This window comes from Nonomuraea sp. GTA35 (assembly GCF_041950525.1).
Taxonomy (GTDB): Bacteria; Actinomycetota; Actinomycetes; order Streptosporangiales; family Streptosporangiaceae; genus Nonomuraea.
In genome coordinates this window covers 1,353,478-1,378,634 of the sequence record NZ_JBGNUV010000001.1, presented here as the reverse complement: position 1 = coordinate 1,378,634, position 25,157 = coordinate 1,353,478, and the positions used below count along the sequence as shown (strand labels likewise).

General features: G+C 72.3%; 20 protein-coding genes and 1 pseudogene. 10 read left to right on the top strand and 11 right to left on the bottom strand.

Features of this window, described 5'->3' with window-relative positions:
* The first annotated feature begins 149 nt into the window (after positions 1 to 149).
* The 3 genes from ACBJ32_RS06240 (at position 150) to ACBJ32_RS06230 (ending at position 2,608) form a co-directional block, all read left to right on the top strand.
* On the top strand, positions 150 to 1,277 hold the full coding sequence (locus tag ACBJ32_RS06240; RefSeq protein WP_375125849.1) for a sensor histidine kinase: 1,128 nt from the start codon (positions 150 to 152) through the stop codon (positions 1,275 to 1,277).
* Between the two features lie 336 nt (positions 1,278 to 1,613).
* Positions 1,614 to 2,252, top strand: a complete 639-nt coding sequence (locus ACBJ32_RS06235; protein WP_375125848.1) for a response regulator — start codon at positions 1,614 to 1,616, stop codon at positions 2,250 to 2,252.
* A gap of 182 nt (positions 2,253 to 2,434) precedes the next feature.
* The gene (locus ACBJ32_RS06230; protein WP_375125847.1) at positions 2,435 to 2,608 is read left to right on the top strand and encodes a hypothetical protein; all 174 of its coding nucleotides are present in this window, start codon (positions 2,435 to 2,437) and stop codon (positions 2,606 to 2,608) included.
* Between the two features lie 167 nt (positions 2,609 to 2,775).
* Here the strand turns inward: ACBJ32_RS06230 and ACBJ32_RS06225 are convergent, their stop codons facing one another.
* Together ACBJ32_RS06225 and ACBJ32_RS06220 are read right to left on the bottom strand one after the other, a co-directional pair.
* Positions 2,776 to 5,463: a DUF6493 family protein gene (locus tag ACBJ32_RS06225; protein ID WP_375125846.1), complete on the bottom strand. Its 2,688-nt coding sequence runs from the start codon at positions 5,461 to 5,463 to the stop codon at positions 2,776 to 2,778.
* A gap of 8 nt (positions 5,464 to 5,471) precedes the next feature.
* A complete protein-coding gene (locus ACBJ32_RS06220; RefSeq protein ID WP_375125845.1) occupies positions 5,472 to 6,836 on the bottom strand; it encodes an SWIM zinc finger family protein in 1,365 nt (454 codons plus the stop codon).
* A gap of 325 nt (positions 6,837 to 7,161) precedes the next feature.
* On the opposite strand from ACBJ32_RS06220, the gene ACBJ32_RS06215 reads away from it, so the two are divergent.
* Positions 7,162 to 7,806, top strand: a complete 645-nt coding sequence (locus ACBJ32_RS06215) for a dihydrofolate reductase family protein (protein WP_375125844.1) — start codon at positions 7,162 to 7,164, stop codon at positions 7,804 to 7,806.
* A gap of 365 nt (positions 7,807 to 8,171) precedes the next feature.
* Here the strand turns inward: ACBJ32_RS06215 and ACBJ32_RS06210 are convergent, their stop codons facing one another.
* From ACBJ32_RS06210 to ACBJ32_RS06185, 6 genes are all read right to left on the bottom strand, one after another.
* Positions 8,172 to 9,425 carry a serine hydrolase domain-containing protein gene (locus ACBJ32_RS06210; RefSeq protein WP_375125843.1) on the bottom strand — a complete coding sequence of 418 codons (1,254 nt, stop codon included), beginning with the start codon at positions 9,423 to 9,425 and terminating at the stop codon, positions 8,172 to 8,174.
* A gap of 295 nt (positions 9,426 to 9,720) precedes the next feature.
* The gene (locus tag ACBJ32_RS06205) at positions 9,721 to 11,568 is read right to left on the bottom strand and encodes a BNR-4 repeat-containing protein (protein WP_375125842.1); all 1,848 of its coding nucleotides are present in this window, start codon (positions 11,566 to 11,568) and stop codon (positions 9,721 to 9,723) included.
* A 509-nt stretch (positions 11,569 to 12,077) separates the two neighbouring features.
* Positions 12,078 to 13,358 (bottom strand): ABC transporter substrate-binding protein, encoded by a 1,281-nt coding sequence (locus ACBJ32_RS06200; RefSeq protein ID WP_375125841.1) that lies wholly within the window; start codon positions 13,356 to 13,358, stop codon positions 12,078 to 12,080.
* A gap of 31 nt (positions 13,359 to 13,389) precedes the next feature.
* Entirely contained in the window at positions 13,390 to 14,265 is an 876-nt protein-coding gene (locus tag ACBJ32_RS06195) for a carbohydrate ABC transporter permease (protein ID WP_375125840.1), read from the bottom strand.
* Positions 14,262 to 15,104, bottom strand: a complete 843-nt coding sequence (locus tag ACBJ32_RS06190; RefSeq protein ID WP_375125839.1) for a carbohydrate ABC transporter permease — start codon at positions 15,102 to 15,104, stop codon at positions 14,262 to 14,264. Before ACBJ32_RS06190 ends, ACBJ32_RS06195 begins: the two co-directional genes overlap by 4 nt.
* On the bottom strand, positions 15,101 to 15,904 hold the full coding sequence (locus tag ACBJ32_RS06185; RefSeq protein ID WP_375125838.1) for an IclR family transcriptional regulator: 804 nt from the start codon (positions 15,902 to 15,904) through the stop codon (positions 15,101 to 15,103). The genes ACBJ32_RS06190 and ACBJ32_RS06185 overlap by 4 nt, the downstream gene beginning before the upstream one ends.
* 80 nt (positions 15,905 to 15,984) lie before the next feature.
* On the opposite strand from ACBJ32_RS06185, the gene ACBJ32_RS06180 reads away from it, so the two are divergent.
* From ACBJ32_RS06180 to ACBJ32_RS06170, 3 genes are read left to right on the top strand one after another with little or no spacing between them, the layout of a single operon-like run.
* Entirely contained in the window at positions 15,985 to 17,076 is a 1,092-nt protein-coding gene (locus ACBJ32_RS06180) for a mandelate racemase/muconate lactonizing enzyme family protein (RefSeq protein WP_375125837.1), read from the top strand.
* Positions 17,077 to 17,111: 35 nt separating this feature from the next.
* Positions 17,112 to 17,987 carry a dihydrodipicolinate synthase family protein gene (locus ACBJ32_RS06175; RefSeq protein ID WP_375125836.1) on the top strand — a complete coding sequence of 292 codons (876 nt, stop codon included), beginning with the start codon at positions 17,112 to 17,114 and terminating at the stop codon, positions 17,985 to 17,987.
* Entirely contained in the window at positions 17,984 to 18,739 is a 756-nt protein-coding gene (locus tag ACBJ32_RS06170) for an SDR family NAD(P)-dependent oxidoreductase (protein ID WP_375125835.1), read from the top strand. Before ACBJ32_RS06175 ends, ACBJ32_RS06170 begins: the two co-directional genes overlap by 4 nt.
* A gap of 297 nt (positions 18,740 to 19,036) precedes the next feature.
* Here ACBJ32_RS06170 and ACBJ32_RS06165 read toward each other — a convergent pair whose 3' ends face one another.
* Positions 19,037 to 19,993, bottom strand: a complete 957-nt coding sequence (locus tag ACBJ32_RS06165; RefSeq protein WP_375125834.1) for an NADP-dependent oxidoreductase — start codon at positions 19,991 to 19,993, stop codon at positions 19,037 to 19,039.
* A gap of 359 nt (positions 19,994 to 20,352) precedes the next feature.
* Here ACBJ32_RS06165 and ACBJ32_RS06160 point away from each other — a divergent pair, with 359 nt between their 5' ends.
* From ACBJ32_RS06160 to ACBJ32_RS06150, 3 genes and pseudogenes are all read left to right on the top strand, one after another.
* Entirely contained in the window at positions 20,353 to 20,934 is a 582-nt protein-coding gene (locus ACBJ32_RS06160; protein ID WP_375125833.1) for a TetR/AcrR family transcriptional regulator, read from the top strand.
* Positions 20,935 to 21,437: 503 nt separating this feature from the next.
* Positions 21,438 to 22,547 (top strand): Gfo/Idh/MocA family protein, encoded by a 1,110-nt coding sequence (locus tag ACBJ32_RS06155; protein ID WP_375125832.1) that lies wholly within the window; start codon positions 21,438 to 21,440, stop codon positions 22,545 to 22,547.
* Between the two features lie 309 nt (positions 22,548 to 22,856).
* Positions 22,857 to 23,531: pseudogene (locus ACBJ32_RS06150) on the top strand (SDR family NAD(P)-dependent oxidoreductase); the annotation flags it as partial.
* A gap of 321 nt (positions 23,532 to 23,852) precedes the next feature.
* On the opposite strand, the gene ACBJ32_RS06145 reads toward ACBJ32_RS06150, so the two are convergent.
* Both ACBJ32_RS06145 and ACBJ32_RS06140 read right to left on the bottom strand, forming a co-directional pair.
* Positions 23,853 to 24,872, bottom strand: a complete 1,020-nt coding sequence (locus ACBJ32_RS06145; RefSeq protein ID WP_375125831.1) for a DUF4331 family protein — start codon at positions 24,870 to 24,872, stop codon at positions 23,853 to 23,855.
* Position 24,873: 1 nt separating this feature from the next.
* Complete coding sequence (locus ACBJ32_RS06140; RefSeq protein WP_375125830.1) at positions 24,874 to 25,038, bottom strand: hypothetical protein; 165 nt, start codon at positions 25,036 to 25,038, stop codon at positions 24,874 to 24,876.
* Positions 25,039 to 25,157: the final 119 nt, after the last annotated feature.

Here is a 25,157-nt window from a genome sequence, read left to right as displayed (position 1 = left end):
CGGCGGTGGGCCGCGCATCGGAGCCGGATCCGATCTTTGGGGTCGGACCAGGGTCATACGGTACGGGCGGGACGTGGGCGGAGTACGACCCTGGTCCGACGGCCCGTGCTCCGATTCGCGCCCGGGCCGTTCCTCGATAACGTCGGGCTGTGAATCTGCTCGCCCGAAGGCCTCCACCGTGGCTGCTCATCCTGGCCGACACCGTGGTCGCGGTGCTGCTCGCGCTGGCGTTCACGGCGAGTCCGCCGGAGCCGGCCACGAACGCCGTGACCACCGGGCTCTGCTGGCTGCTCGCGGTGCCCGTGGCGGTGCGGCGGACATGGCCGGAGCCCGCCTACTACGGTGCGCTCCTGATCGGCCTTGCCGTGCTGGCGCTGCAGGCCAACCGGCTGATGCCGACGGTGGTGGCGGCCCTGGCCATCTACCCGGTGGCGACGGGCCGGCCGGTGCGGCGATCGGCGATCGCCCTGGTGTCGGGCCTGCTCGTCAACGGAGGCTCGCTGCTGGTCTCGATCTCGGGCTCGCCACGATATGCGAACGGCTGGCCCGACCCCGTCGTCATCGTCGGCGCGGCCTGGCTGGCCTTCGCCGCGAGCTGGAGTCTCGGCACGGCGGCGCGCACCCGCCGCGAGTTCGCCGCCCGCGAGGCCAGGAGGCAGGCCGAGCAGGCAGCGGCCGGCGAGCGCCTGCGGATCGCGCGCGAGCTGCACGACGTCGTCGCCCATTCGATGAGCGTGATCACCGTCAAGGCGGGGGTGGCGGCCAAGGTCCTGGACAAGCATCCGGAGGAAGGGCGCAAGGCGTTGCGGGCCATCGAGGAGATCGGGCGCGGCTCGCTCGCGGAGATGCGCCATCTTCTCGGCGTGCTGCGCGAACCCGGCAGCGCGCCCGACAGCGCGCCGCTCCCCCGGCTCGCCGACCTGCCGTCCCTGGCGCGCCAGGCGGCGGAGGCCGGCGTGCAGGTCGACCTGTCGGTGGACGGAACCGTGCCCGACAGCATGGCGCCGGCCGTCTACCGCATCGTCCAGGAGGCGATCACCAACGTCGTCAAGCACGCCGCTCCCGCCCACTGCCGGGCCAGCGTGTCGGTCGCCGATGGAAGGTTGCGGATCTCCGTGGTCGACGACGGGCCTGGGCAGCGGGTACTGCCGGGGCGGCCAGGTGGGCACGGGCTGGCGGGGATGCGCGAACGGACCCTGTTGTACGGCGGCACCTTCGAGGCCGGCCCGCTCCCGGGAACGGGGTTCGGCGTGCACGCGTCATGGGAGATCCCCTGACCCGCCTGGGACTTCGACGGAATGAGCGGGCGCGGCGCCGGGCGTTCCCGCGGGGGCGCGGGCGTACGCGAGCGGCGGGACGCGGGCGTACGCGGACGGCGGGGCACGGGCGTGCGCGAGCGGTGGGCCATTCGACACAGTGCCGCATGGAGTTGCGTACGGCCGGCGTTCCGAAAGGCATCGACGTGGTGGGAGCGATAGGCGCGGATCGGTCATGATGGACGTGATGACGAGGATCTTGAGCGTGAGCTGGGAAAAGCGGAGTCGGCGGGTCCGGAGAGGACGTCCGCGGACCGGGCCGGGCCTGGTAGGGGTGGGTGCGGCAGGGGGAGGCTCGTGATTCGGGTGCTCATCGCCGACGATCAGGCGCTCCTGCGCGGCAGTTTCCGCTTGCTGATCGATTCGGAGGACGATCTCACCGTGGTCGGGGAGGCGGGTGACGGGCGGGAGGCGGTGGCGCTCGCACGTACGGAGTCACCCGATGTGGTGCTCATGGACGTCAGAATGCCCGAGATGGATGGCATCACCGCGACCAGGCAGATCGCCGGGGACACCCGGGTGCTCATCCTGACCACCTTCGACCTCGACGAGTACGTCTATTCGGCGCTGCGGGCGGGTGCCAGCGGGTTCCTGCTCAAGGACGCGCCTCCGGACGACCTGTTGAAGGGGATCCGCGTGGTGGCATCGGGTGAGACGCTGCTCGCACCGGCCGTCACCACCAGGCTGATCGCGGAGTTCGTACGGCGGCCGGTCCAGCAGCCCCTTCACGGGCTCGACACGTTGACGGACCGGGAGCGCGAGGTGCTCACCCTCGTCGCCCACGGGCTGTCCAACGCCGAGCTCAGCGCGCAGCTCCAGGTGAGTCCTGGGACCGTGAAGACGCATATCGGCCGCCTGCTGGCCAAGCTCAACGCCCGCGACCGCGCCCAGCTCGTCATCGCCGCCTACGAGGCCCGCCTGGTAACGCCGCGTTAGCCGCCCGCGCGCCGTGACCGCAGGCCGCGTCGCCGCATCACCAGGCCGGCCCGCACACCGGGTCTCATCCAGCGCACCCAGGGCGGATTCGGCAACGGCGGCGCGACGGTCACGCGGGCGGGCTCGGCCTTCAGCCGAGCGAACACCGACGCGCAACGCCTGGCAATATCCGCCGAGTCCCCGTGCAGCATCTCGCCGCCGGGCCGGAGCTCCTCGGCGTGCGCGGCCAGCGCACCGATCCGGCCACCGGCGTCAGCGGCCTGGCACACGCAAAACCCGCGCTCGGCCAGCCGGGCCTGCGCCGCGACACACGACGCCGCCCGGCCTTCGTCGGCGCGGCGAGCGGCGGCGGTTGAAGAGGCCGGCCCATGCTCACACGGCCTCCACGCAACGACTTCACCGGCCTTGACCAGGTCGAAGACCGGCTGATCGCCTTCGAGCGCCGTTACAACGAGACCGCTGCCGCTTCGGCCCGCGCGTGCTCAACAGAGGCAAGTTCACCATCGGGTGAGCCGCACGGCACTCAGGCCAGCACGTCGCGCAGCAGCCGGGCGTTCTTCACCATCTGGCTCGACCCGCTGCGCGCCGCCAGCGCGTCCACCTCGGCGATGCCGCCCTTGGCCCCGCACCGCGAAGCGCACTCGACGGCGAGCGCGAGCAGCGTCGCGGCGCCCCGGATCGGCTCGTCGCGCAGCAGCGCGGGCAGGGCGGCCTCGAACACCGACCAGACCGTGCCGTACGCGCCCGTCTCGGCCGCCGCGCGCAGTGCGTCGGCGGCCCGGTTGGGCTTGTGCCATCCCTTGCGCAGCTGGGCCTGCAACACGCCCGCGAACAGCCGGGTGTCGAGCTGCCCGCGCGCGGCCAGCACCAGCAAGGCGTCCACCGCCGCCTCCGGCCGCCAGCTCAGGGCGTTGGCGATCTGCCAGTGCACCGCGTACCCGGCCGGTCCGCCGGATTCGGCCAGGGCCGGGAACAGGTGGGACCTCAACGTCTCGCCCTGGTGGGTGCGTGCCGCCACCTCGTCTCGGTGATGCGGCAACTGCGCCAGCCAGTACGGCGAGGCGTAGGCGTCGGCCGGCGCGAAGGACTTGTCCGGCCCTAACAGGGCCACGGCCGCCGGTGGGAGGCCCGGGGCGACGTCGAGCCCAGGACGTTCCGGATGCCACCGTCCCGGCGCGGCGCCGCACGGGTCATCGGCCGGCCACCCCTCCGGCGTCGAGTCCTGATGGGGCAGGCCGCCGTCCTCCAGCCACCGCGCCAGGCGCCGCCCCGCGTCCGAGCGGAGCTCGCCGGCCGCCTCACACGGTACGGGGGTGACGCGCAGCAGCGCCTGCGCCAGGTCGATGGGGGCGGGGGTGACGTCCAGGCTCTCGTACGCGGCGATCCGCTCCACCAGCACGGCGGCGTCCAGCGCGCCGGTGGCGTCGGTCGGGACGGCCAGCAGGAACGGCCGCGTGCCGGACTCGACCAGGTCGATCGCCTCGTCCAGCCGGGCCAGGAGCATCGTCCCGGCCAGGGAGGGCCGCGGGCCCACGTCGGGGAAGCGGCGGCTGAGGGGGTGGTCGGCGCGCAGGCGGATGTGCCAGTCGCGGGGCTCGTCGCCGCGCACCGCCGCCGCCACGTCGTACAGGTCGGCGGACGTGTAGTCGGTTCGCTGGGGCGGCTCCCTGCGCAGGACCGGTCCGAGCGCCTGAGACAGCGCGGCCCGGTCGAGGCGGGAGTGGCGGACCAGCCCGTCCAGGGCCCGTTCGAACGCCACCACGTCGTGGTCGTTGGCCAGGACCGCCGCGACCTCCTGGGCGACCTCGGCGGGCGTCTCGATGGGGCCCGGCACCGGCCGGGGCTCCGGCACGACCGGCAACACCTCCTCGAAGGGCTCCCCGGAGGGCCGCTCGCAGGGTGCCGGGCCGAACAGCTCCGTGGCCCGCGCAGCCAGCCCCGGGCTGAGCGCCTCGGCGGCCGCACGCAGCTCCGGCAGCACCGCCTGGCCCACGGCCGTGCGCGGCGCCGGTCCGCCGGCGGCCGGCAGGTGCTTGGCGACCAGGTCGAGGGCCTTCTCCTGCAGGGCCACGTCCTGGTGCCGGAAGGTGATCGACACATCGGCCAGCAGCTGTCCGGCGCGGGCCGGGTCCCGCTTGATCAAGCGGCCGATCCAGGAGAGCTGGGCGCGTACCAGCTTCTTCTCGGGACGGAGCAGGACCCGTTCGCAGGCCTCGGTGAACACGTCGTCCTCTACCAGTCCGGCCCCGTCCAGCGCGATCAGCACCTCCTGGCCGTAGGCGGCCACCGGCAAGGACAGGTCGAGCATGGCCACGTGGTCGCGCAGGAAGGGCGCGTTCTCGGCGGGGGTGGGCGCCAGGGCACGCAGGAAGGCGAGGTGCGGCGTGAGGCCATGGCGGCTGCCGTCCAGGAGCAGCCGGGCGATCAGGGGTTCCAGAAACGGCACACGTTCCGGCGCCATCCGGGCGTGCTCGTCGGGGGTGAGGGCGACGGTCTCCAGCATTTTCGCGGCGGCCGCCGGATGCGTGCGGGCCATCGCGGCGAAGAGGCGGCGGACGAGCGCGGTGCGGTCGATCACGCCGTCAGCGGCCAGGACGGTCATCGGCTCCCACCAGCCGATGTCGACGCCCTGCCGCTGCACCGCCAGCGGGAGGAGCGTGGCGGTGCAGCCGTCGTTGCGCAGCCGCTCCAGCAGGCCAGTGCCGCGCGCCCCGTCCAGCACGTGCATGGGCCGCTCCTGCGTAGGGTGGACGGCGCGGTTGCTCAGCCAGGCGTTGATGTAGGAGTCGGAGGTCGGCACCGGGGCGCCGGTGGTGCGGACGATGTGGTCGGCGATGACGAAGCAGGAATCGGGCAGCGGTCCCTCCGCCTGCTCGCCGAGCCGCGCGACGAACTCGGCCTGCCAGGTCGCGGGATACAGGTTCACCACGGCCACCATCCAGTTCGTGGCGGGGCCGGGGTAGACGTTCCTAAACTTGTGACCCAGGGCGAACGCCGCCGTGGCCGTCGCGGTGACCTGGCACGCCATCACGGCGCTCAACAGGGCGGTCCTCTGCTCGGTGGTCAGCGCGACCCAGTCCGGCGTGCTCGTCGCTTCGAGGCGGGCCGCCGGCTCCGGAGCATGGCGTGCGCGCTGCTGCGGCGCGAGGGCGGCCAGTTCCCGGAGCACTCCGGCGACGTCGCCGGCCTCCACGAGTTCGATCACGTTCATTGCGCAGATTATTCCGTCATATCCCAGACCATGCGTGCCGCGAGCACGTGCTTGCACGGCCCGCGCCCGCCCCGGTACTTCGCCCACCACAGGCAGGTGCAGCTCAGCCGCCCCGCGTCGCCGGCGCGTACCAGGTGGGCGTGCTCGCCCTCGCCCACCCAGGCCAGCCCGCCGTCGATCCGCACGGCGCCCTCGTCGACCAGCGCCCGGGCTCCGCGCAGCCGGGGATTGCGCGCCTCGGCGGCGCCCGCCGCGTAGGGCAGGTGCCGGTGGAAGTACGCCTCCTCCGCCAGGTCGTAGCCGATCTGGCCGGAGGCGCCCAGCACCGTCAGCGCGGCACGCACCCGCTCCGGCGGCAGACCGGCCTGGCGGGACAGCTCGGCCACGTCGATCCTCGGCTCCCAGGCCAGCAGCTCCGACACCGCCTCCGCGTCCTTCGCCGCCGCCCCGGTGGCCAGGTCGTTCAGCACGCCGCCCTCGCCGGAGAACCCACGCGCCGCGTTCTGGGACAGCATCAGCGTCAGCCGCATGCCCGGCAGGGCCACCTCCCAGGCCACCGCCGTGGGCTCGTCCTCCGCACGGTCGGGGGCGTACACCCGCAGGCCCGTCGCGTGCCGCAGCACCTGCTGCAGCGTCGCCAGCCGCTCGGGGCCGGGCAGGCACACCGCATCCGGCACCGGCCTGCTCGCCGGCCGGAGGCCGCGGCCCGCCGGCACGACCCAGCGCGTCGTACGGGCGCCCGACGACTGGGTGGGCCGCGGCAGCGACCGCAGGAAGGAGGTCGCCTCCACCGCCGCGACCTCCGCGCGCAGCCGGAAACCGGCCCCCAGCACCTGCGCCTCGGCGAACCCGCGCAGCCAGCGCTGCGGCAGCGGCACCCTCTTCTCCACGAACCGCCCGTCGAACGTCGTGGCCTCCACCTCCTCCGGGCCGACCGTCAGCCGCAGCGGGTCCAGCCCGCCCAGCCTGGCCAGGGCCCGCCGCAGCGGCGCGTTGATGTCCACGTTGGTCGTGCCATGGCCGACCTCGCCCCCGTCCAGGCCGGGCGCGAGCACGTCGAGGCGCGCATAGACGCCGCAGCAGCCGGAGAAGGACTCCATCCGCAGCCGGTCTCCGCCGGCGGTGACCACCGGGTCCAGCGAGCCGGCCGGCCGAGGCTGGTAGTAGCGGGCGGCCGCGACGTCGGCGACCGTCAGCAGCGCCGCCGCCGCGGCGCCCGGCGCGGTCAGAAAGCCCTCGAAGAAGCGCGGATTGGCCGTCTCTCCGGCCGGGGTGGCTCCGCCGGAGGTCTCCAGCGCCAGCGTGCGGCCCGCCGCCGACTCGTGCACGGCCGACTCGTGGAGGTAGGCGTAGGTCTGCATCAGTGAAGTCACCCGCAAACGCTACGGCCCTTTCTCGATCTGCCCACCCCGCGCTTCCCCGCTGCCGACCGCTGTCAGACGTGCACCACGGCGGTACGGCCGTGCCCTCGGCTGCCGCCGACTCGCACCTTCCGTACATGGTCGCCCTCGCGGCGGATCAGCACCGGCCCGCGATACTGAGTGCAGAAATCAGCGGTAGCCGACCTCGCGCGAACCTGCGGCAGTAACGTGCGGCTGTCGCCGTGCGGATCGAGACAGATCCGTGCACGACCGATGAGATCGGCGCCGCGATCCGGTCGAACCGAACGACGCCCCCCGCGCGAAGGGAACTGCGACCATGAAACTGACGACTGTCACGAACGTCTCCGTCGACGGAGTGACGCAGGGACATCGACGGATTGATGCAGGGATCCGGCGCGAAGTCGGCGCGCCGGACGAGGACGGCAGCGGTGGATTCGAGCGCTTCGGATGGGCCCCGCCACTGCTCGACGACGAGGCCTCGACGTTCATCAGCCAGACCTTCCAGCGCGCCGACGCGTTCCTGTTCGGTCGGCGGACCTACGAGATCTTCGCCGGCTCCTGGGGAGCAGGCATGGATCCGGGAAACCCCGTCGGGAAAGCGTTGAACACGCGGCCCAAGTACGTCGCCTCGACCACGCTCACCGATCCGCAATGGGCGCACACGACCGTCCTGTCCGGTGACGTCGCGGGCGCCATCGGCGAGCTGAGAGCCGCGCCGGGCGGTGAGCTGCAAGTGTGGGGCAGTGGCACCCTGATTCGCTGGCTGCTCAACCACCGGCTGGTCGACGAGATCGTGCTGCTCACCTATCCCGTGGTCGTCGGCCAAGGCACGCGGCTCTTCCCCGCCACCGGCTCGGACGTAGGACTCGAGCTGGTCGACTTGCAGTCCACCCCGAAGGGGCTGACGATCCAGACCTACCGCACCACCGGTCGCCCGCAGTACGAGACGGCTACGACCTGAGGCATGCAGGAGTCCGGGCCCACCTGGACCAGCAACTTCGCCGACGGCCAAGGCTCGCGGCCATCCAGGAAGGGCCTGCTCAGCCGCCTTTCCCTGGAGACGGCCACGTGCATGTGCGACGGTCCGATGGTCAAGCCTGATCAGAAGCACGGCGGTCTCTTGGCGTGGTCAGCTCCGTGATCCGATCGTGGTGCCACGCCTGACAGGTGGCCGGGCCGCGGAAGTGCCTGGTCGAGCGGCCAGTGACCGTTCGAGCGCGACGGAGTGGTCCAGGTCGTCTTCGGCCCTCGTCATGGCCGAAGAGCTCTGGGCGGCGGCGCTGTGGCGGGCCGCCGATCGGTGACCCGCCCGCGCCGCGCCGCCGGTCACGGTGTGGCCGTGCCCCCGTCCACGCCGATCGCCGAGAACGGCCGCGCCACCCTGGTCGCCGCCCCCGCGTCAGGCCCGCACGCCGCCTCCAGCAGGTGGTACCCGATCGCGAAGTCGATGGCGTGCGTGACAGGGCTACCGTTCTCGTCGAGCTGCTGGTAGTTCCGCAGGTTGGTGCCGAAGGCGAACTGGCGTCCGCCGCCGGTGTCGGAGAACGCGAAGGTCTGCATGCCGGGGATGCTCCCGTCGTGCCCCCAGAACCTGCCGCACGGCAGGTCGAGGGGGAAGATCCCGAGACCGTAGTCGATCACGGCGCCCGAAAACGACCGGACGGGCACGGTCTTGTGCATCTCGGCGAGCAGAGTCGCGTCGAGCAGCTCGCCGCGCAGCAGCAGCCGGAAGAAGCGGTTGAGGTCCTCCATCGTCGAGGTGACCGCACCCGACGTCCAGGCCCAGGACATGTTGTAGACGCTGTAGTCCTTGGGCGGGTCGAAGTAGCCGAACAGCGCCTCGTACGCCTTGGAGCTCGGCCCAGGCAGGTACGGCGTACGCGGGAACGACGTGTTCCGCAGCCCGGCCTTCCGGAAGACGTGGTCGGTGAGGTACCGCTCGGCACTCGTGCCCGTCACCTTCTCCAGCAGCAGGCCGGCGATGACGAAGTTCGTGTTCGAGTACGACCCGGGTGTAACCCCCGGCTGCCCGGTCGCGGGGGCCCCGAGCCCCGCCCGCGCCAGCTCCTCCGGCGGGAAGGCACGGAAGCGGTTGGCGTCCAGGCTCTCGACCGTCGGGAAGAGCACCTCGGTGTGGTTGGCGATGTGGCTGGTGTGGTTGAGCAGCATGCGTACGGTGATCTGCTGCCCGCGCTCACCCGGGATCAGGTCCGGCAGGTAGCGGCCGATGGGGGCGTCGAGCTCGATCGTGCCCTTGGCGACCTGCTGTAATACGCCCACGGCGACGAACGACTTGGTGATGCTCCCGGCCCGGTGCACCATCCCGGGCCGCATCGGGCGGCGGGTCTCGACGTCGGCGACGCCCGCGGCACCCTTCCAGCTCCGCCGGCCGTCCACGACGTTCGAGGAGATGCCGTACATGCCGGCCTCGTGCACGGCGTCCAGCGTCTGGCGCAGCCGCTGCCGGTCGAGGCCGCCGTCCTCGGCGGCGGCCGCGGGTGCCGCCGCCGCGAGCAGGGCGGCGGCCAGGGTCGCGGCTCCCAGCCGCGAGGCGAGCGTGCTGAATCGACGAATGGTCATGGCGCCCAGCATGGGCCTTCCGCTCGGCGGAGGTCAGTGCGCTGTGTCACAGGTCCCGCATGACAGAAGTCAGCTCTCGTGCCGGGCCGGCGTGTGGCCGTCGTCGGCGGTGGATGCGGCTTCGGGGTGTTTCAGGCGTCGACGGGCAGGCGGGTCTCCGCGTCGATGACGACGGGTGGCGTAGCGGCGGGAGCGGCGCAAGGCGAAGTCGTCACGGCGAGCATCCCTGGCGGCGCGACGGCGCGCAGACGATGGCGATCATCTGCCGCGCCACGAGGCGGGCGGTCAGCGGTGCTCAGCCACGGGGCACGACCTCGATCTCGTACACGCGGGCCACGTCGAGCGCGTTGCCGGACGGGTCGGAGATCGACAGGCGCACCTGGTCGGCCGTCACCGAGGCCGGGACGCGGACGGTGCCCGCGGTGTTCCCGGTGATCGCGGCGACCTGCCGCCACCCGGACGCGGTGTGCGCCTCGACGGCGAAGTCGCGCAGCACGTCCGTGCCGGGGACGGGCGCCTTGGTGTAGCCGGAGTGAACCCGGATCTCGCTGATCGGGTACTCGCGGGCGAGCCTCACGGTGATCGTCGGCGCGGTGTCGCCCTCGGCAGAGATCCACCGGCTGTCGTCCGAGCACAGCCCGTCCACGGCCTTGCCGCCCTCGGTCCCGGCGCGCAGCACCGACGACACGGTCACGGAGGCGTTCAGCGCGACGTTCAGGCCGCCGGCGCCGGAGGCCAGCAGCCGGTCGGCGATCTCCGAGAACGGCCCGCCCGCTCCCGGCTCGCCGCCGCGCGGCACGGTGGCCCTCCACAGGGCGCCGATGACGGGCGCGGTGACGTACAGGAGGTCGGTGCCGTTGACGGAGCGCTCGGCGCGCAGCCGCTGGAGCCCCCGGCGGACGTCGCCGAGTGCGCTGAACGTCCACGGCTCGGTGCCGGACCGCTCGGCGCGCACGACCTGGCTGCGGACGCCGCCGCAGCCGCCCGCCTCGGCGACGAAGTAGATCCGGGTGACGGCCCCGGCGCGGGTGATGCCGATCGTGGCCGAGTTGTCCACGGCGTGGTCGGCCCGCGCGAGGACGGTCTCCCGCTTCCACGCGGCACCGTCCCAGCTCGCGTAGCGCACGTCGAAGCCGGTGAACGTGCTGCCGGAGCGTGCCGTCAGGTACCGGTAGGCGATGCCGGCGAGCTGGTCGCCGTACACGGCGAGCTTGGCGGTCTGGACGGCCCGGCTGGTCGAGGTGATCGTCTCGCCGTCCTCGTACGGCTGGTAGACGACGGTGTTCCCGGCACCCGGCGCGAGCGGCACGGTCAGCGCGGCGCCGGTGACGTCGCGCCAGGAGCCGTCCGCGGGGGCGAACACGGCGTACGAGCCGAGGTGCCGGTGCGTCGTCGCGGGCCACGGGCCCCACTCCCAGAGCACGTGCACCCGCCCGGCGGCGTCCACCTGCAGGTCGTCGGGGTAGAAGGAGGAGTTCGTGCCGGAGGCGATGACGGCGACGCGGCTCCAGGCGTGGGTGGCGGTGTCGAAGCGGTACAGCCGTCCGTCGCGGACGGCCGCCGCGTCCCTGTGCGCCCGGACCATCACGTACGCGGAGCCGTCCTTGCCGCGCGCGGTGACCGGGTAGGTGAAGCCGAGGCCGGCGTCGGGCAGGGTGGAGGACGCCTCGGCCAGGGAGGTGACGTCGCCGGGCCTGGTGGCGCGGTAGTAGCGCCAGCGGTCGCCGTGCATGGAGACGAAGGCGTGGATGACGCCCTCGCCGTCCAGGACGATCGACGGCTGGTTGTGCCCGACGTCGTCCACGTACGTGACGCAGGTGCCGAAGGCGTCGGGCAGGCAGCCGTCGCGCCAGGTGCCGTCCTCGGCGCGGGAGGCTATGTGCACCTCGTGGCGGCCGGCGGTGGAGGCGGGGGCGTTGTAGGCGAAGTAGCTGGTGCCGCCGAACGAGTCGAGCGGCCGCCACCAGCCGGACTGGTTGGAGGAGTCCACGGTGACGGGCACCTGCTCGACGGAGGGATCGGCGATCGCGGTGGGGGCCACGACGGCCGGCGCGGTCGTCGGCGCGGCGGCGGCGGCGGGCAAGGGGGCGAGGGAGGCCGCGAGCAGCGCGGCGGCGGCGGCGAGGATGACTGGACGGAGCACCGTTCCTCGTTTCATGGGAGGGGGGTGGAAGGTGGTCTTCGCGGCGAGGCCGGCCAGGCCGTGGCCGGGGGTGACGGTCTCGTGCGGGCAGGGCTCGGGCGGCCGTCGCCAGGACGCGGCCGGCGGAGCCGATCGTGATCGTGCCCGTGGGGTCCAGGGCGCCCGGCCCGGTGGCGGTGGTCGTGTCGCCGTCGCCCGCGCGGCCGGTTCCGGTCTACCGGGACGGCGGCGTCGAGGTCGAGGCCGAGCGGGGCGCGCGGCCCCGCCGCCGGCGGCGGGGCCGGCGGGGGGCGGGTGAGGAGCGCTGGGCACGCGTTCGTGCGAGCATGGCGGGGACCACCTGTGTCGAAGAGGGCATGCGGTGTCGTCGGAGGCCGCCCGGTGGAGCAGGGGTCGCCGTCCGGGAGTTGCCGCTCCCGGCGGCGCCGGCGTGCGAGGAGTTGCCGCTCCCCGCCGTGCCGGGGCGGGGGCGCTGTTCCCCGCCACGCGCCCCCTGCCGGGCGGCTGTCCTACTTCTGCAGCGGCTTGGCCGTCTCGGCGGCCTTGGCCAGCGCGTCCTTGGCCGACGACTGCCCGACGAGCACGGCCTGCACCTGCTCGGCGATGGCGGTCTCGATCTGGGCGTAGCCGGCGTAGCGCCAGAACGGGTTCGGCGTCGCGGTCTTGGTGATCTTCTCGGTCCACTCGGTGGTGAACGTGTCGCCCGCGACCTTGGGGTCGGCCAGGCCCGCCGTCGTCGTGGGCGGCAGCTTCACCTTCTCGAAGAACGCCGCCACGGTGGCCGTGTCGGACGTCGCGTACGAGGCGAAATCGGCGGCGGCGTCGGAGCCCTCGCCGTCGACGACCACGATGACGTGCCCCCACAGCAGCGCCTGCGGCGTGTCGCCGGCCTTGAGCACCGGCCTGGCGAGCGGCACCATCTTCTCGGTCAGCGACTTGTCGGGCGACTGCGCGGCCACGACGCCCCGCGTGATGACCGCGTCGTCGTAGAAGGCGGCCTTGCCCTGGGCGAACAGCGCACGGGCGTCGAAGCGGTCGACGTCGGGGGCGATGAGCTCGGCGTCGTACAGCTTCTTGTACCACTCGACCGCGGCCACGGACGCGTCGTCGCCGACCGTGATCGTGTCGCCCTCCATCAGGGGGCTGCCGAAGGTGCGCATCCACGGCAGGATGTCCTTGAGCTGCGCTGCCTTGGTCGCCGCCGCGTACGGCGTGATGCCGCCGCCGAGCGCGGCCACCTTGCGCAGGGCGTCCTCGAACTCCTCGACGGTCGCGGGCATGCCCTCGACGCCCGCCCTCTTCAGGATCTCGGTGTTGGCGACCAGGCCGATCGAGCCGGTCGTCCACGGCAGGCCGAGCTGCCTGTCCTGGAACCGGCCGCTGGACAGCGCGACGTCGGTGTAGCCGCCCTTGGCGGCCTGCGCGCCGAGGTCCTTCAGCCTGCCCATGGCGGCCAGGGCGGCCAGCCAGGAGATGTCGAGCTGGACGGCGCCGGAGAGCTGGCCGCCGCGCAGCTTCAGCGTCACCTGGTTGAGGTACTCGTTGTACGGGAACGACGCGGTGTTGATCTTCACGCCGTTCTTGGCCGCGTACGCGTCCACGGTCGCCTGCACGGCGGCCTTCTGCGCCTCCTCGTTCAGCGACCACGAGGTGAAGCCGAACGTCTTGGCCGCGGCGTCGCCCTTGGGCACGCCTCCTCCGGCGGCGTCGGGCGCGCAGGCGGCCAGGGCGGCGCCGAGCGCGGACAGGCCGGCCAGGCGGAAGGCGGCGCGGCGGTTGAGCGTTTCCATGTCTCTCCTACGGGGTGGGGGGTTGGGGGGGTCAGCCCTTGACCGCGCCCGCCGTGAGCCCGCCGACCAGGTACCGCTGCAGGAACATGAACGCGGCGATGACCGGGAGCGAGACGACGAAGGACGCGGCCATGAGGTCCGGCCAGGCGGTTTGGAATTCCCCGAGATAGGTGTGCACCAGGCCCGGGGGCAGGGTCTGCCGGTCCGGGTCGGTGAGGGTGAGCGCGAAGATGAAGTCGTTCCAGGCGCGGACGAACGCGAACAGCCCCGCCGCGATCAGGCCGGGCGCGGCCAGCGGCAGCGCGATCTGGTGCAACGTCCGCCAGCGGGAGGCGCCGTCGATCGCGGCCGCCTCCATCAGCGTGGACGGCACCGTGTCGAAGATGCCCTTCAGCATCCACACGCACAGCGGCAGCGTGAATGTCGTGAACGACAGGATGAGCGCGGTGTAGCTGCCGAGCAGCCCCGACGCGCTGAAGACGGCGTACAGGGTGACGAGCAGCAGCGCCTGGGGGAACAGCTGGGAGGCGAGCACGAGGTGCATGAGCGACTTGCGCCCGCGGTAGCGGAACTTGGAGAACGCGTACGCCATGTACGCCGACACCAGAACGCTGAGGAAGGCCGTCACGACCGACACGACGACGCTGTTGACGAGGTAGCCGAACAGCTGCTCGTTCTCGGCCAGCTTGGTGAAGTGGTCGAAGGTGATCTCGGTCGGCACCAGCGAGGGCGGGAAGGCGAAGGCCCGCTCGTCCGGTGTGAAGGCGGTGACGACCAGCCAGTAGATCGGGGCGAGCCCGAAGAGCCCGATGACCGCGACGGCCGCCCAGGCGGCGGCGCGCGAGCGCGGCCTCCTCCGTCTCGGCGCGCGGGTGATCGGGACGGAGCGCGACAGCGTGGCCGTCACGTGTTCTCCTTCCTCAGGTAGAAGGCCATGAGGACGAGCAGCAACAGCATCCACAGGCCGCCGAGCGCGGTGGCGTGGCCCAGGTCGAAGCCCTTGAACGCGGTGTCGTAGACGGCCACGGCGAACGTCTTCGTCGCCCCCGCGGGGCCGCCCCCGGTGAGGACGTAGATGGTGTCGAAGTGCTGGAAGTTCCAGATGAACTCCAGTAGGAAGGCGATGCCGGCGATCGCGCGCATGTGCGGCACCGTCACCGACCTGAAGCGGCGGATCGCGCCCGCGCCGTCGACGGAGGCGGCCTCGTGCAGCTCCTTCGGCATCGTCTGCAGGCCCGCGAGCAGCATGACCATCATCCAGGGGAAGCTCGCCCACGTCTTCGTCACGATCACCGCGATCATGGCGGTGGTGGGCGCGCCGAGCCAGCTCACGTGCGTGCCGAGCAGGCCGTTGAGCACGCCGTAGTTGGCGTTGAAGATCCACAGCCACAGGAACGAGACGACCACGCCGGGGATCACCCAGGGGAACAGGAACACGCCGCGCAGCCAGCCGGGCAGCCCGGCGTTGAGTGCCAGGGCGAGCGCGTACCCGATGACGAACGGCGCGATCGTCGCGCCGAGCGTGAAGACCAGCGTGTTGCGCAGCACCGGCCAGAAGTCGCCGCCGAGCAGGTCGGCGAAGTTGGCCAGCCCGACGAACGCGCGTCCCGGCTGGACCAGGCTCTGCTCGAAGAAGCCCGTGACCAGCGCGGACACCAGCGGGTAGGCGATGATGGCGAGGAACAGCGCCAGGCCCGGCACCATGAGCAGCCAGGCGAACTGGCCGTCGGTCAGCCGGCGGTTCACGCCGTGCCCGCCGCGACGGCGTGGACCGGCCCGACGTAGCCGAGGCCGATGCTGATGGAGTCGGCGGTCTCGATGACCGTGCGGGCCAGCTCGGCCTCGCGTGCCTCCAGAGCGATCGCCGACAGCGGGCCCGAGATGGAGATCGCCGCCACCACCGCGCCCGACATGTCGCGGATGGGGGCCGCAACGCAGGCCCGGCCGAACGCCAGCTCCTCCACCTCGGTCGCGTACCCGCGCCCGACCACCGCGGCCAGCTCCTGGTCGAGCCGCTCGTGCGTGACGATCGTGCGCGAGGTGAACTGCTGCATCGACGCCTCGGGGATCAGCTCGCGCCGCTCCTGCGCGGTGAGCGCGAGCAGCAGGCACTTGCCGATGCCCGTCGCGTACAGCGGCTTGCGCTGGCCGGTCAGCACGAACGACCTCGGGGCCAGCCTGCCTTCGAAGTTGAGCAGGTAGAACATCGACTCGCCGCGCCGCACGGCCACGTTGACGCCGAGGCCGAGCGTGGCGGCGAGGTCCTGGGCGACCTGGCGGGCCTCGCGGTGCACCGGGTTCTGGTTGAGCGCGACGCCGCCGAGCGTGATGGGGGCGGTGCCCAGCCGGTAGAGGCCGCTGACCTCGTCCCGCTCGACGAACTCCAGTGTCTCCAGCGTCGCCAGCAGGCGCGACGCGGTCGAGACGCCGAGCCCGGTGGCCTTGGCGACGTCCGACACCCGCAGCTCCGGCCGGCCCGTCAGGAACGCGCGCAGGACCGAGATCGCCCGCTCTACGCTCTGGTTGTTGCTCTGATCGGAAGCCACCCTGTCTCCATTGCAATCGACTTGCACTATGTGAGATGGTCACGCACATGGCGCAAATCCGTCAAGTGCGATGTTTTCCGGTGAAGCTACGGCACCGCGACGCCTACCTCGGCGCACCCGCGCAGGAGGAGGGCTACTTCGTGCGCCCGCCGTGGCGCAGCCTCTACTCGGCCCGTTTCGAGACGCTGCTCGTCTCGATCACCGCCGACGACGGCACCACCGGGTGGGGCGAGGCGCTCGCGCCCGTCGCGCCCGAGGTGCCCGCCGCGATCGTCGAGAGGCTGCTGGCCCCCGTGCTCGTCGGCGAGGACCCCACACGGATCCGCCCGCTCTGGGACAAGCTCACCGGCCTCATGCGCGAGCGCGGCCACCTCACCGGCCACCAGGCCGACGCCCTGGCCGCCGTGGACATCGCACTGTGGGACCTCACCGGCCGCCTCACCGGCCGATCCGTCGCCTCCCTGCTCGGCGGCGCCTTCCGCGACAGCGTCCCCGTGTACGTGAGCGGCCTGCCCCGCCCCACCGACGCCGAACGCGCCGAGCTGGCCGGGGAGTGGGCCGCCAAGGGCGCCACCATGGTCAAGCTCCACCTCGGGCACGGCGTCGAGGAGGACCTCGCCACGTACGACGCCGTCGCCGCGTCGGGGCTGCGCGTCGCCGTCGACGCCCACTGGGTCTACGACGTGCCGCAGGCCGTCCGCCTGGCCCGCGGGCTGGCCGAGCGCGGCGCGCTGTTCCTGGAGGCGCCGCTCGCCCCCGAGGACGTCGAGGGTCACAGGGAGCTCGTCCGCCGCGCCGACCTGCCCATCGCCGTCGGCGAGACCCTGCGCAACAGGTACGAGTTCGCCCACTGGCTGGGCCGCCGCGCCGTCGGCCTGGCCCAGCCCGACGTCGGGCGCACCGGCATCACCGAGCTGATGTCCATCGCCGAGCTCGCCGCCGCGCACCACGTCCGGGTCGCGCCGCACCACTCCACCGGGCTCGGGGTGGCGCTCGCCGCCGGCGTCCACGTCAGCGCCGCCCTCGGCAACCTGGCGTTCTTCGAGTACCAGCCCACCACCTGCGAGGCGGCCGGCTCGATCCTCACCGCGCCGCTGCCCGGCGACGCGACCGGCTTCCCCGTGCCGTCCGGACCCGGCCTCGGCGTGGACGTCGACCCCGGCGCCCTGTGACCACCACCTCCGACGCACCTGAAAGGGAGTATCCGTTGGTTCTGTCTGGACTGATCCCCATCCTCGCCACCCCCTTCTCCGATGGCGGCGGGCTCGATCTGCCGAGCCTGCGCAGGCTGACCGAGTGGCAGCTCGCCTCCGGAGCCGACGGAGTGGCCGTGTTCGGGATGGCCAGCGAGGGCTTCGCCCTGACCGCCGACGACCGCGCGCGCGTGCTCGCCGAGGTACGGGCCGCCGCCGGCGCCGCCCCGGTCGTCGCGGGCGTCGGCGCGACCAGCACCGCCACCGCGCTCGAACAGGCACTCGCCGCCAGGGACGGCGGCGCCGACGCCCTCATGGTGCTGCCGCCGTACCTGGTCAAGCCGTCCGGGGCGCAGCTCGTCGACTTCTACGGCGTCGTGGCCGAGCGGGCGGGGATCGACGTGATGGTGCAGGACGCGCCCGGCGCCACCGGCGTCAGCATGCCGGAGTCGCTGATCGTGGAGCTGAGCAAGCTCGACGGCGTCACCTCGGTGAAGGTGGAGGCGCCGCCGACCGCGCCCAAGGTCGGGGCGGTGGCCGCGGGCGTCCCCGACGGCTTCGCCGTCTTCGGCGGGCAGAACGCGCTGTTCTGCCTGGAGGAGTACGCGCTGGGGGCCGTCGGCACGATGCCCGCCTGCGAGTTCACCGACCTGCTCGCGCCGGTGCTCGCCGACTGGGCGGCCGGACGCGCGGAGCAGGCCCGCGCGGGGCACGCCAGGCTGCTCCCGCTGATCCGCTTCGGCATGCAGCCCGGCCTGGCCTGGGCGGTGCACAAGGAGGTGCTGGTCCACCGCGGGCTCATCGACTCGGCCACCGTACGCTCCCCGGCCCGCCCCCTGGACCACGCCAGCCGCGCCCTTCTGGACGCGCTCACGGCGGAGCTGTGGTGACGGAAGCGCCGGGGCTCGGGAGCGGGCCCGGGGCGCGCGGCGTGCTGGTGGCGGGCGGCAACTCCGGCATCGGCCTGGCCATCGCCGCCGCGTTCGCCGAGCGGGGCGACCGGGTGGCCGGGATCGGCCTGCAGCCGTGCGCCGACCCCGTCTACGACGCCTTCCTCGTCCACGACTGCGCCGTCCCCGCCGAGGCCGACACCGCCGTCGCCGAGGCCGAGGGCCTTCTCGGCCGTCTGGACGTCCTGGTGCTGGCCACGGCCGTGATGCCGGTCGCGTCCGTGGTGCGCACCACCGACGAGCAGTGGAGGTCCGCGATCGGGGCCACCCTGGACGCCGCCTTCCACCTGTGCAGGGCCGCGCTGCCCCGCCTGGCGCCGGGCTCCGCCGTCGTCGCGGTCGGCTCGGTCAACGCGTTCCTGGCCGCGCCGGGCGTGCCCGCGTACGCCGCCGCCAAGGGCGGGCTGGACGCGTTCGTCCGCCAGCTCGCCCTGGAGTACGGCCCCGCCGGGATCCGCGTCAACTCGGTGGCTCCCGGCCTGATCGGCGGGGACGGCCTGGAGAACGCCGCGGAGGGCTACCCGCTCGGGCGCACCGGGACGCCGCGGGACGTGGCTGAGGCGGTGGCCTTCCTCGCCTCGCCCGGCGCCGCGTTCATCACCGGGGCGGTCCTGCCGGTGGACGGCGGACTGTCGATCGCCTCGCCCGCCGCCTACCTGCGCCCGGACCTCCGGGCCCGGTTCCTCCCGTGACCGGCCGTGGACCGGTCACAGTGATGGAGCTTCCGCGCCGGCCACACCTCCGCAGCGCTCCTGCCTGCAGCCGGAACCTTGACCACCTGTCCTCGGGGCGAGACCCCTGCGTTTGACGCGGTACAGATTTGCCCTCAATCCACCAGGTCGGGCAACATTCCGGCCTTTTCGTACGATGCCAGGCGGTCCGCAGGCCGCGGCCATCTCATCGTGCGAAGGGCCGACGACGTGCGGGCGGTAGCCGTACCCTTCCATGAGCTTGACGAGCTCGCCTTCCGGGCTCCTGGCCGGCCGCGGTCAGCTCTCGGCGATCACGGTGAGGACGGTCTTGCCGGTGGCGCCCCCGCCGTCGATGTACCGGTGCGCCTCGGCGGCCTGCGCCAGCGGCAGTTCCCGGGACACGCTGATCCGCAGTTTTCCGGAGTCGGCCAGCTCGGCCAGGTGTTCCAGGCCGCGGTAGTCGGGCTCGACGATGACGGGCGCCACCCGCAGGCCGCGCTCGGCCGCCTCCTGCGAGACGTCCAGCCCGCGCGGCAGCGGGATGAGCAGTCCGCCTTCGGCCAGCACCTCCAGCGAGCGGCGGCGGGTCTCGCCACCGACGAGGTCGAGCACCACGTCCACGGGCTCGACGGCGTCCTCGAACGCGACGGCTGTGTAGTCGATCACCTCATCGGCTCCCAGCGAACGCACGAAGTCGTGCTTGGCGGCGCGAACGGTGCCGATCACGTACGCGCCCCGCGCCTTGGCGATCTGCACCGCCAGATGGCCGACGCCGCCCGCCGCCGCGTGGATCAGCACGCGCATGCCGGGCCCCACCTGGGCGGTGTCGACCAGGGACTGCCAGGCGGTCAGCCCCGCCAGCGGCAGCGCCGCAGCCTGCACGTGCGACAGGCTCGCGGGTTTGCGGGCGACCTGGCGCGAGCGCACCGCGACGAACTCGGCGTACGTGCCGGCACGGTGCGGGAAGTTCGGCATGCCGTACACCTCATCGCCCGGCTGGAAGCGGGTCACGCCGTAGCCGATCTCCTCCACCACACCCGACAGATCCCAGCCGGGGATGAACGGCGGCCGGCCCACTTGGGGGGCGAAGCCGCCGCCGGCGCGGGTCTTGCCGTCGATCGGGTTGACCCCGGCGGCGTGCACCCGTACCAGCACCTCGGTGACCCCCGGCTCGGGCCGGGAAACCTCGGTGAGCTGCAGCACCTCCGGGCCGCCGTAGGCGTGCTGGACGATCGCCCGCATGGTCGCCGTCATGACGTACTCCTTCTGTGAGCCCTTCGGCCGAGCCGAGCCAGGGTGTGGGAGGCGATCTCGCGCCGGCCCGCTACCGATCGATCAGGGGGACGCGGCCGGGCCCCGTCACCATTGACAGCGCCAGAGCCTGGCGCTGGTGCCGATCGTCCACCTGTATGGAATCAAGAATTCCACGGGAGCGTGGACCCTCCCCCGCCATATTCTCCGTGTCCTGGAAAGTCACCCTCACGGCGAGTCCAGCGTTCCGAGGGGCCCCGCGGCGGGTTGCGACACGGGGATCAGGCGGCCTGGGTGGGCGCGTCGCAGCAGGCGGCCCCGAAATTTGACTGTTCGTTCCAGATAAGGCTAGCCTGCGTGGCATGGCACGGGTGAGGGAGTTCGACACGGAGGCCGCGCTGGAGGCGGCGATGTCGGTCTTCCGGCACAAGGGCTACGAGGGCACCTCGGTGCAGGACCTGGTCGACGCCACCGGGGTGGGCCGCGGCTCTCTCTATGCGGCGTTCGGCAGCAAGGAGGGCCTGTATCGGGCGGTGCTCGATCGCTACCGGGAGCGGTATGCGCTGCCTCTGGTCGATCTGCTGCGCAGCGGCACCCCGGCACGGGAGCTGATCCGCGACATCCTGGTCGATCTGGTGGAGACCATCCTGCGGGACGGACGCGAGCAGACCTGTCTGATCGTGAGCGCCGCGACCGAGCGGCTGTGTCACGACCCCGAGGTGGCCACGCGGGTGGGGGCGACGACCTCGCTGCTGGAGGACGAGCTGACCGAGGTGATCGCGGCGGCCCAGGCCCGCGGCGAGCCGGTCGGCATCCGCGACCCCCGGGACTCGGCGAGGCTCATCATGACGCTCATTCATGGGCTGCGTGTCACGGGGGCGATCAACCCCGATCGACGGCACCTGATGAGCATCGTGGAGGCAGCCCTGAGCTGCCTTGACTGATGCTTCACGCCCTTAATCTGTAACGATCATTCAAGATATTTGCCGTCGACGGCCAGGAAGGCAGGCATGGAAGACAGCGACACGGGGACCTTCCGTGGGCGCCCGGGGTTCCCGCTGCGCGGGCGTGCCGATCGGCCGGGCGCGTTCAGCAGCCGGCGGTGAGGGCCATCGGCGGGCTTCGGCTTCGTCGGGCCCGCGCGGTCAATCCGCCGGACGCTCGCGATCACCGGCGCGGCCGGCGGCCTGTTGATCCAGCCGGCGAAGGCCGACGGGCTTCGGGCCGTCGGCGCGACTTCGCTCCTGCCGACCGCGACCTGGTCCGATCTCCGGGCGCGGACTCGGCGGTCGCCAGGGGCGGCGACGTGGCCACGCGGTCCCGCGAGATCGTGCCCGCCGGCGTGCACGCTCTGGCCGACAGGCAGACCCGACACGCTCGACACCCCCCGGCACGACATCGGCATACCGTTCGCCACCGGCGACCGGACATCACCAGAAGGAGCATCATGAAGATCGGCGTCGGCATCATCGGGGCGAGCATCGGCGGCTGGGCGGCCATCAGCCATGTCCCCGCGCTCAAGGCCCTCCCGGACTACGAGCTGCGTGCCATCAGCACCTCACGCCGCGAGTCCGCCGAACGGGCCGCCAAGGAGTTCGACGTCCCGGCGGCCTTCGGCGACCCCGCCGACCTGATCGCCCACCCCGGAGTGGATCTGGTGGTGGTGTCGGTCAAGGTGCCCCACCACCACGCGCTGATCTCCGCGGCGCTGGCGGCGGGGAAGATGGTCTACAGCGAGTGGCCCCTCGGCGTCGGCACCGACGAGGCAGCCGACCTGGCCGCCCGAGCCGAGGCCGCGGGGGTCCGCACGGTGATCGGGCTGCAGGGCGGCTTCCTCCCGGTGATCCGCCACACCCGTGACCTGGTCGCGGACGGCTACGTCGGGAAGGTGCTCGGCACGACGCTGGTCGGATCGGGCCTGTCCTGGAGCCCCGTGACCGACCGCGCGCACGCCTACCTCTACGACGCCACCGCCGGCGCGACGCTCTTGACGGCGTCGGCGCTGCACGCTCTGGAGGCGGTCAACGTTGTGCTCGGCGAGCTCACCGATGTCTCGGCCAACCTGGTCACCAGCCTCGCACAGGCACAGGTGATCGACGATGGCTCCACCATCCCGGTGACGGTGGCCGACCAGGTATCCGTCACGGGCACCTTGCGCAGCGGTGCCGCCCTCTCCCTGTTCTACCGGGGCGGCTTCTCCCGGGGCGACAACTTCCGCTGGGAGATCAACGGCACCGACGGTGACCTGGTCCTGACCGCGCCCGGCATCAACGGCAACCTCCAGGCTCTGGACCTGCGGCTGCAGGGCGGCCGGGGCGACGACCAGGCGCTCACCGACCTCGCCCTCCCCGACAGCCGCTTCCATCCGGTCCCGCGCGACCTGCCGGCAACGGCGCAGGGCGTCGCCCAGGTGTACGCGTGCTTCGGACGGGACCTGCATGAGGGCACGCACACCGTGCCCGGCTTCGACCACGCCCTGCGGAGACACCGGCTCATCGACACGATCGAGCGGGCCTCCCGCACCGGAACCACCCAGATACCGGCCCCGGCGGCATAGGGACGTGCTTCGTCGCATGGAACACATCACCATCACATCAACCGGCCGGCGTGCCCCGGCCAGGCCGGGCGATCCGAAACCGACGGTTCCCGGCTCGCCTGAGAAGATCATCTCGCTCTGACCTGCGGGAAGATGCCAACAACCCCAGACAGCAGAGCACGACCGCAACCGGCAGGGTAAGACGGTGAGCGGCGTCCTGCCGCACGCGACGGAACAGGCGGACGCTGTGCCCTTGGTGCGCCCGTCTGTACTGGTCACTCGCCAGTTCGGTCGTGCTTCCCCACCTACATCCGGATCGAGGAAACGCCCATGTCCGAGCTCTTCCGTAGTCCCTTCGACCGCCATTCGACCGCTTCGGAGGTGATCAAGAGTGTCGACCTCTCCGGCAGACGCGCAGTGATCACTGGCGCCACGTCCGGGATCGGTGTCGAGACCGCCCGCGCACTGGCGGCCATCGGCGCCGAGGTCACCCTCGCGGTTCGGCGTCCCGACGCCGGGGAGCAGGTCGCGGCCGACCTGCGGACCAAGACCGGCAACGACGCGATCCACGTCGCCCGGGTGGACGTGGCGGACCTGGCCTCGGTGAACGCGTTCACCGAGGCCAGGGCCGGTCCCCTGCACATCCTGGTCAACAACGCCGGGATCATGATGCTCCCCGAACTGGAGCGGGGCACCGGTGGCCACGAGCAGCAGTTCGCCACCAACTACCTGGGGCACTTCGCCCTGGCCCTGGGCCTGCATGGGGCGCTCGCCGAAGCCGGCGGTGCCCGCATGGTGAACGTGTCTTCCAGCGGTCACCTGTTCTCCCCGGTCGTCTTCGACGACCTGGACTATCGCTTCCGCCCCTACGACGCGCTGGGCGCCTACGGCCAGTCCAAGACCGCTGAGGTGCTCCTGGCCGTCGAGGCGGACCGGCGCTGGTCAGGCGAGGGCATCCGGGCGAACGCGCTGCACCCCGGGGCGATCGCCACCAACCTCCAGCGGCACACCGGCGGCCTGAAGACCCCCGAGCCCTACCGCAAGACCATCGAACAGGGCGCGGCCACCTCCGTCTTCCTCGCCGCCTCCCCGCTGGTCGAAGGCGTCGGCGGACGCTACTTCGAAGACGTCAACGAAGCCCCGCAGGTCACCTCACGGCCCACACAACTGGGCGTGCCCGGCGTGGCGCCCTATGCGCTCGATGCCGCGAACGCCGAGCGTCTGTGGGAGTCGGCACCACCATCCTGCGCTGACCGCGGTCATGGGACACGGCGGAGATCCCCGGCGATCGGTGGGTGCCGAGCGGATCGGCGCGCACGTCGCACGTCAGGAGGTGGCTGCCGGGTGCGGGTCGCCGAGGTACGGGAACCGGTCCAGGGTGTCGGTGTGCGGCGTCAGCCCGGTGGGCGGGGCCTCGTTCTTGGTGAGGAACGCGACGCGGATGTCGATGACGTCTTCCACGAACGTCCGGCCATTAGGGTACGCGGCCGGCTTGGACGGGTCGAAGCGCAGTACGTCCGGCAGGAGGCCGTGCTCGTCGAGCGCGGTGATCGCCTCCTCACGCGAGTAGCCGCCGGTGTGGCCCAGCAGATGGACGAACTGGTCCGTCCACCTGGTCCGGTCGTTGACCGGCTCGCTGGCGTTGTACTCCTCCTTCGTGTCGTCGGTGTTGAAGAAGCTGCTCATCGACGGGTGTCCGGCTCGGTCGGCGTGGACGAGCTCGCCGTGGCGCAGGACGCTGCACCGGCCCCAGATGTGCAGCTCGGGGTTGGGCGCCAGCTCCGCGGCCGGCAGTTCGATGGCCATGGAGAAGACGTTGGCCGTGCTGTTGGAGTCGACGCCCGTCCACGGGGACTTCCCGCCCAGATGCGGGGCGGTGAAATTCCGGTTGCCGCTGGTGTCGAAGAGATTCTTGATTCCGTCGAAGTCGAAGAAGAAGGCGTCACTGCGGCTACCGGCGGCCACCTTGTAGCCGCCGCTGCTGACCACGTTGGCTTGGGGGCCAAAGGAAACGGCGGCGTCCGACACGATCTCGGTGCCGACCGCCTCCGGGCTGCGGGACTCCGCACCGCTTGCCATGAAGACGCTGTAGGTCTGGGAGCCGTCGGATGCCGGCGGGCTGAAGACCCAGCTGAAGGCGACGTCGGTCAGGTAATCGCCGTCGTTGTCGATGTTCAGGCGGTATACGGCGTCAGGGTGCAGGGCGTCCGCGTTGGGATTGGCGTTGAGGATGAGAACGATCCTGCTCGGATCGCCAGGTGCCCCGAAGGCGTAGAGGTCGCACAGGTCGAGGCGCTGGTCGCCGAGTGGCGGCCCGAGGCTGAGGCCGGTGAAGTGGTTGGACATGTCAGATCCCTCCGTTGCTCGCTCGCCGGAAACCGCTGGAGCGCTCCAGTCGGCCCGCGGTCCTGTCGGTCCACTGGTGGCCGAGGTGGGGCGCTGTGTCGAGCAGTGCATCGGCGAGCCGATCTCGCTGTGCCCGGTCGCGGGTCTGGTCCGTGATCGTGGTCATGTGGTCCCCTTCGCACGCCAGGGGGAGGTGGAATGTCTTCCCGCCGCTCACCCGCGGTAATCCTCCGCGGCAGGGCCAGAGCAGCCCAGCCGATCACGAGGTCATGGATCGGGGACCAC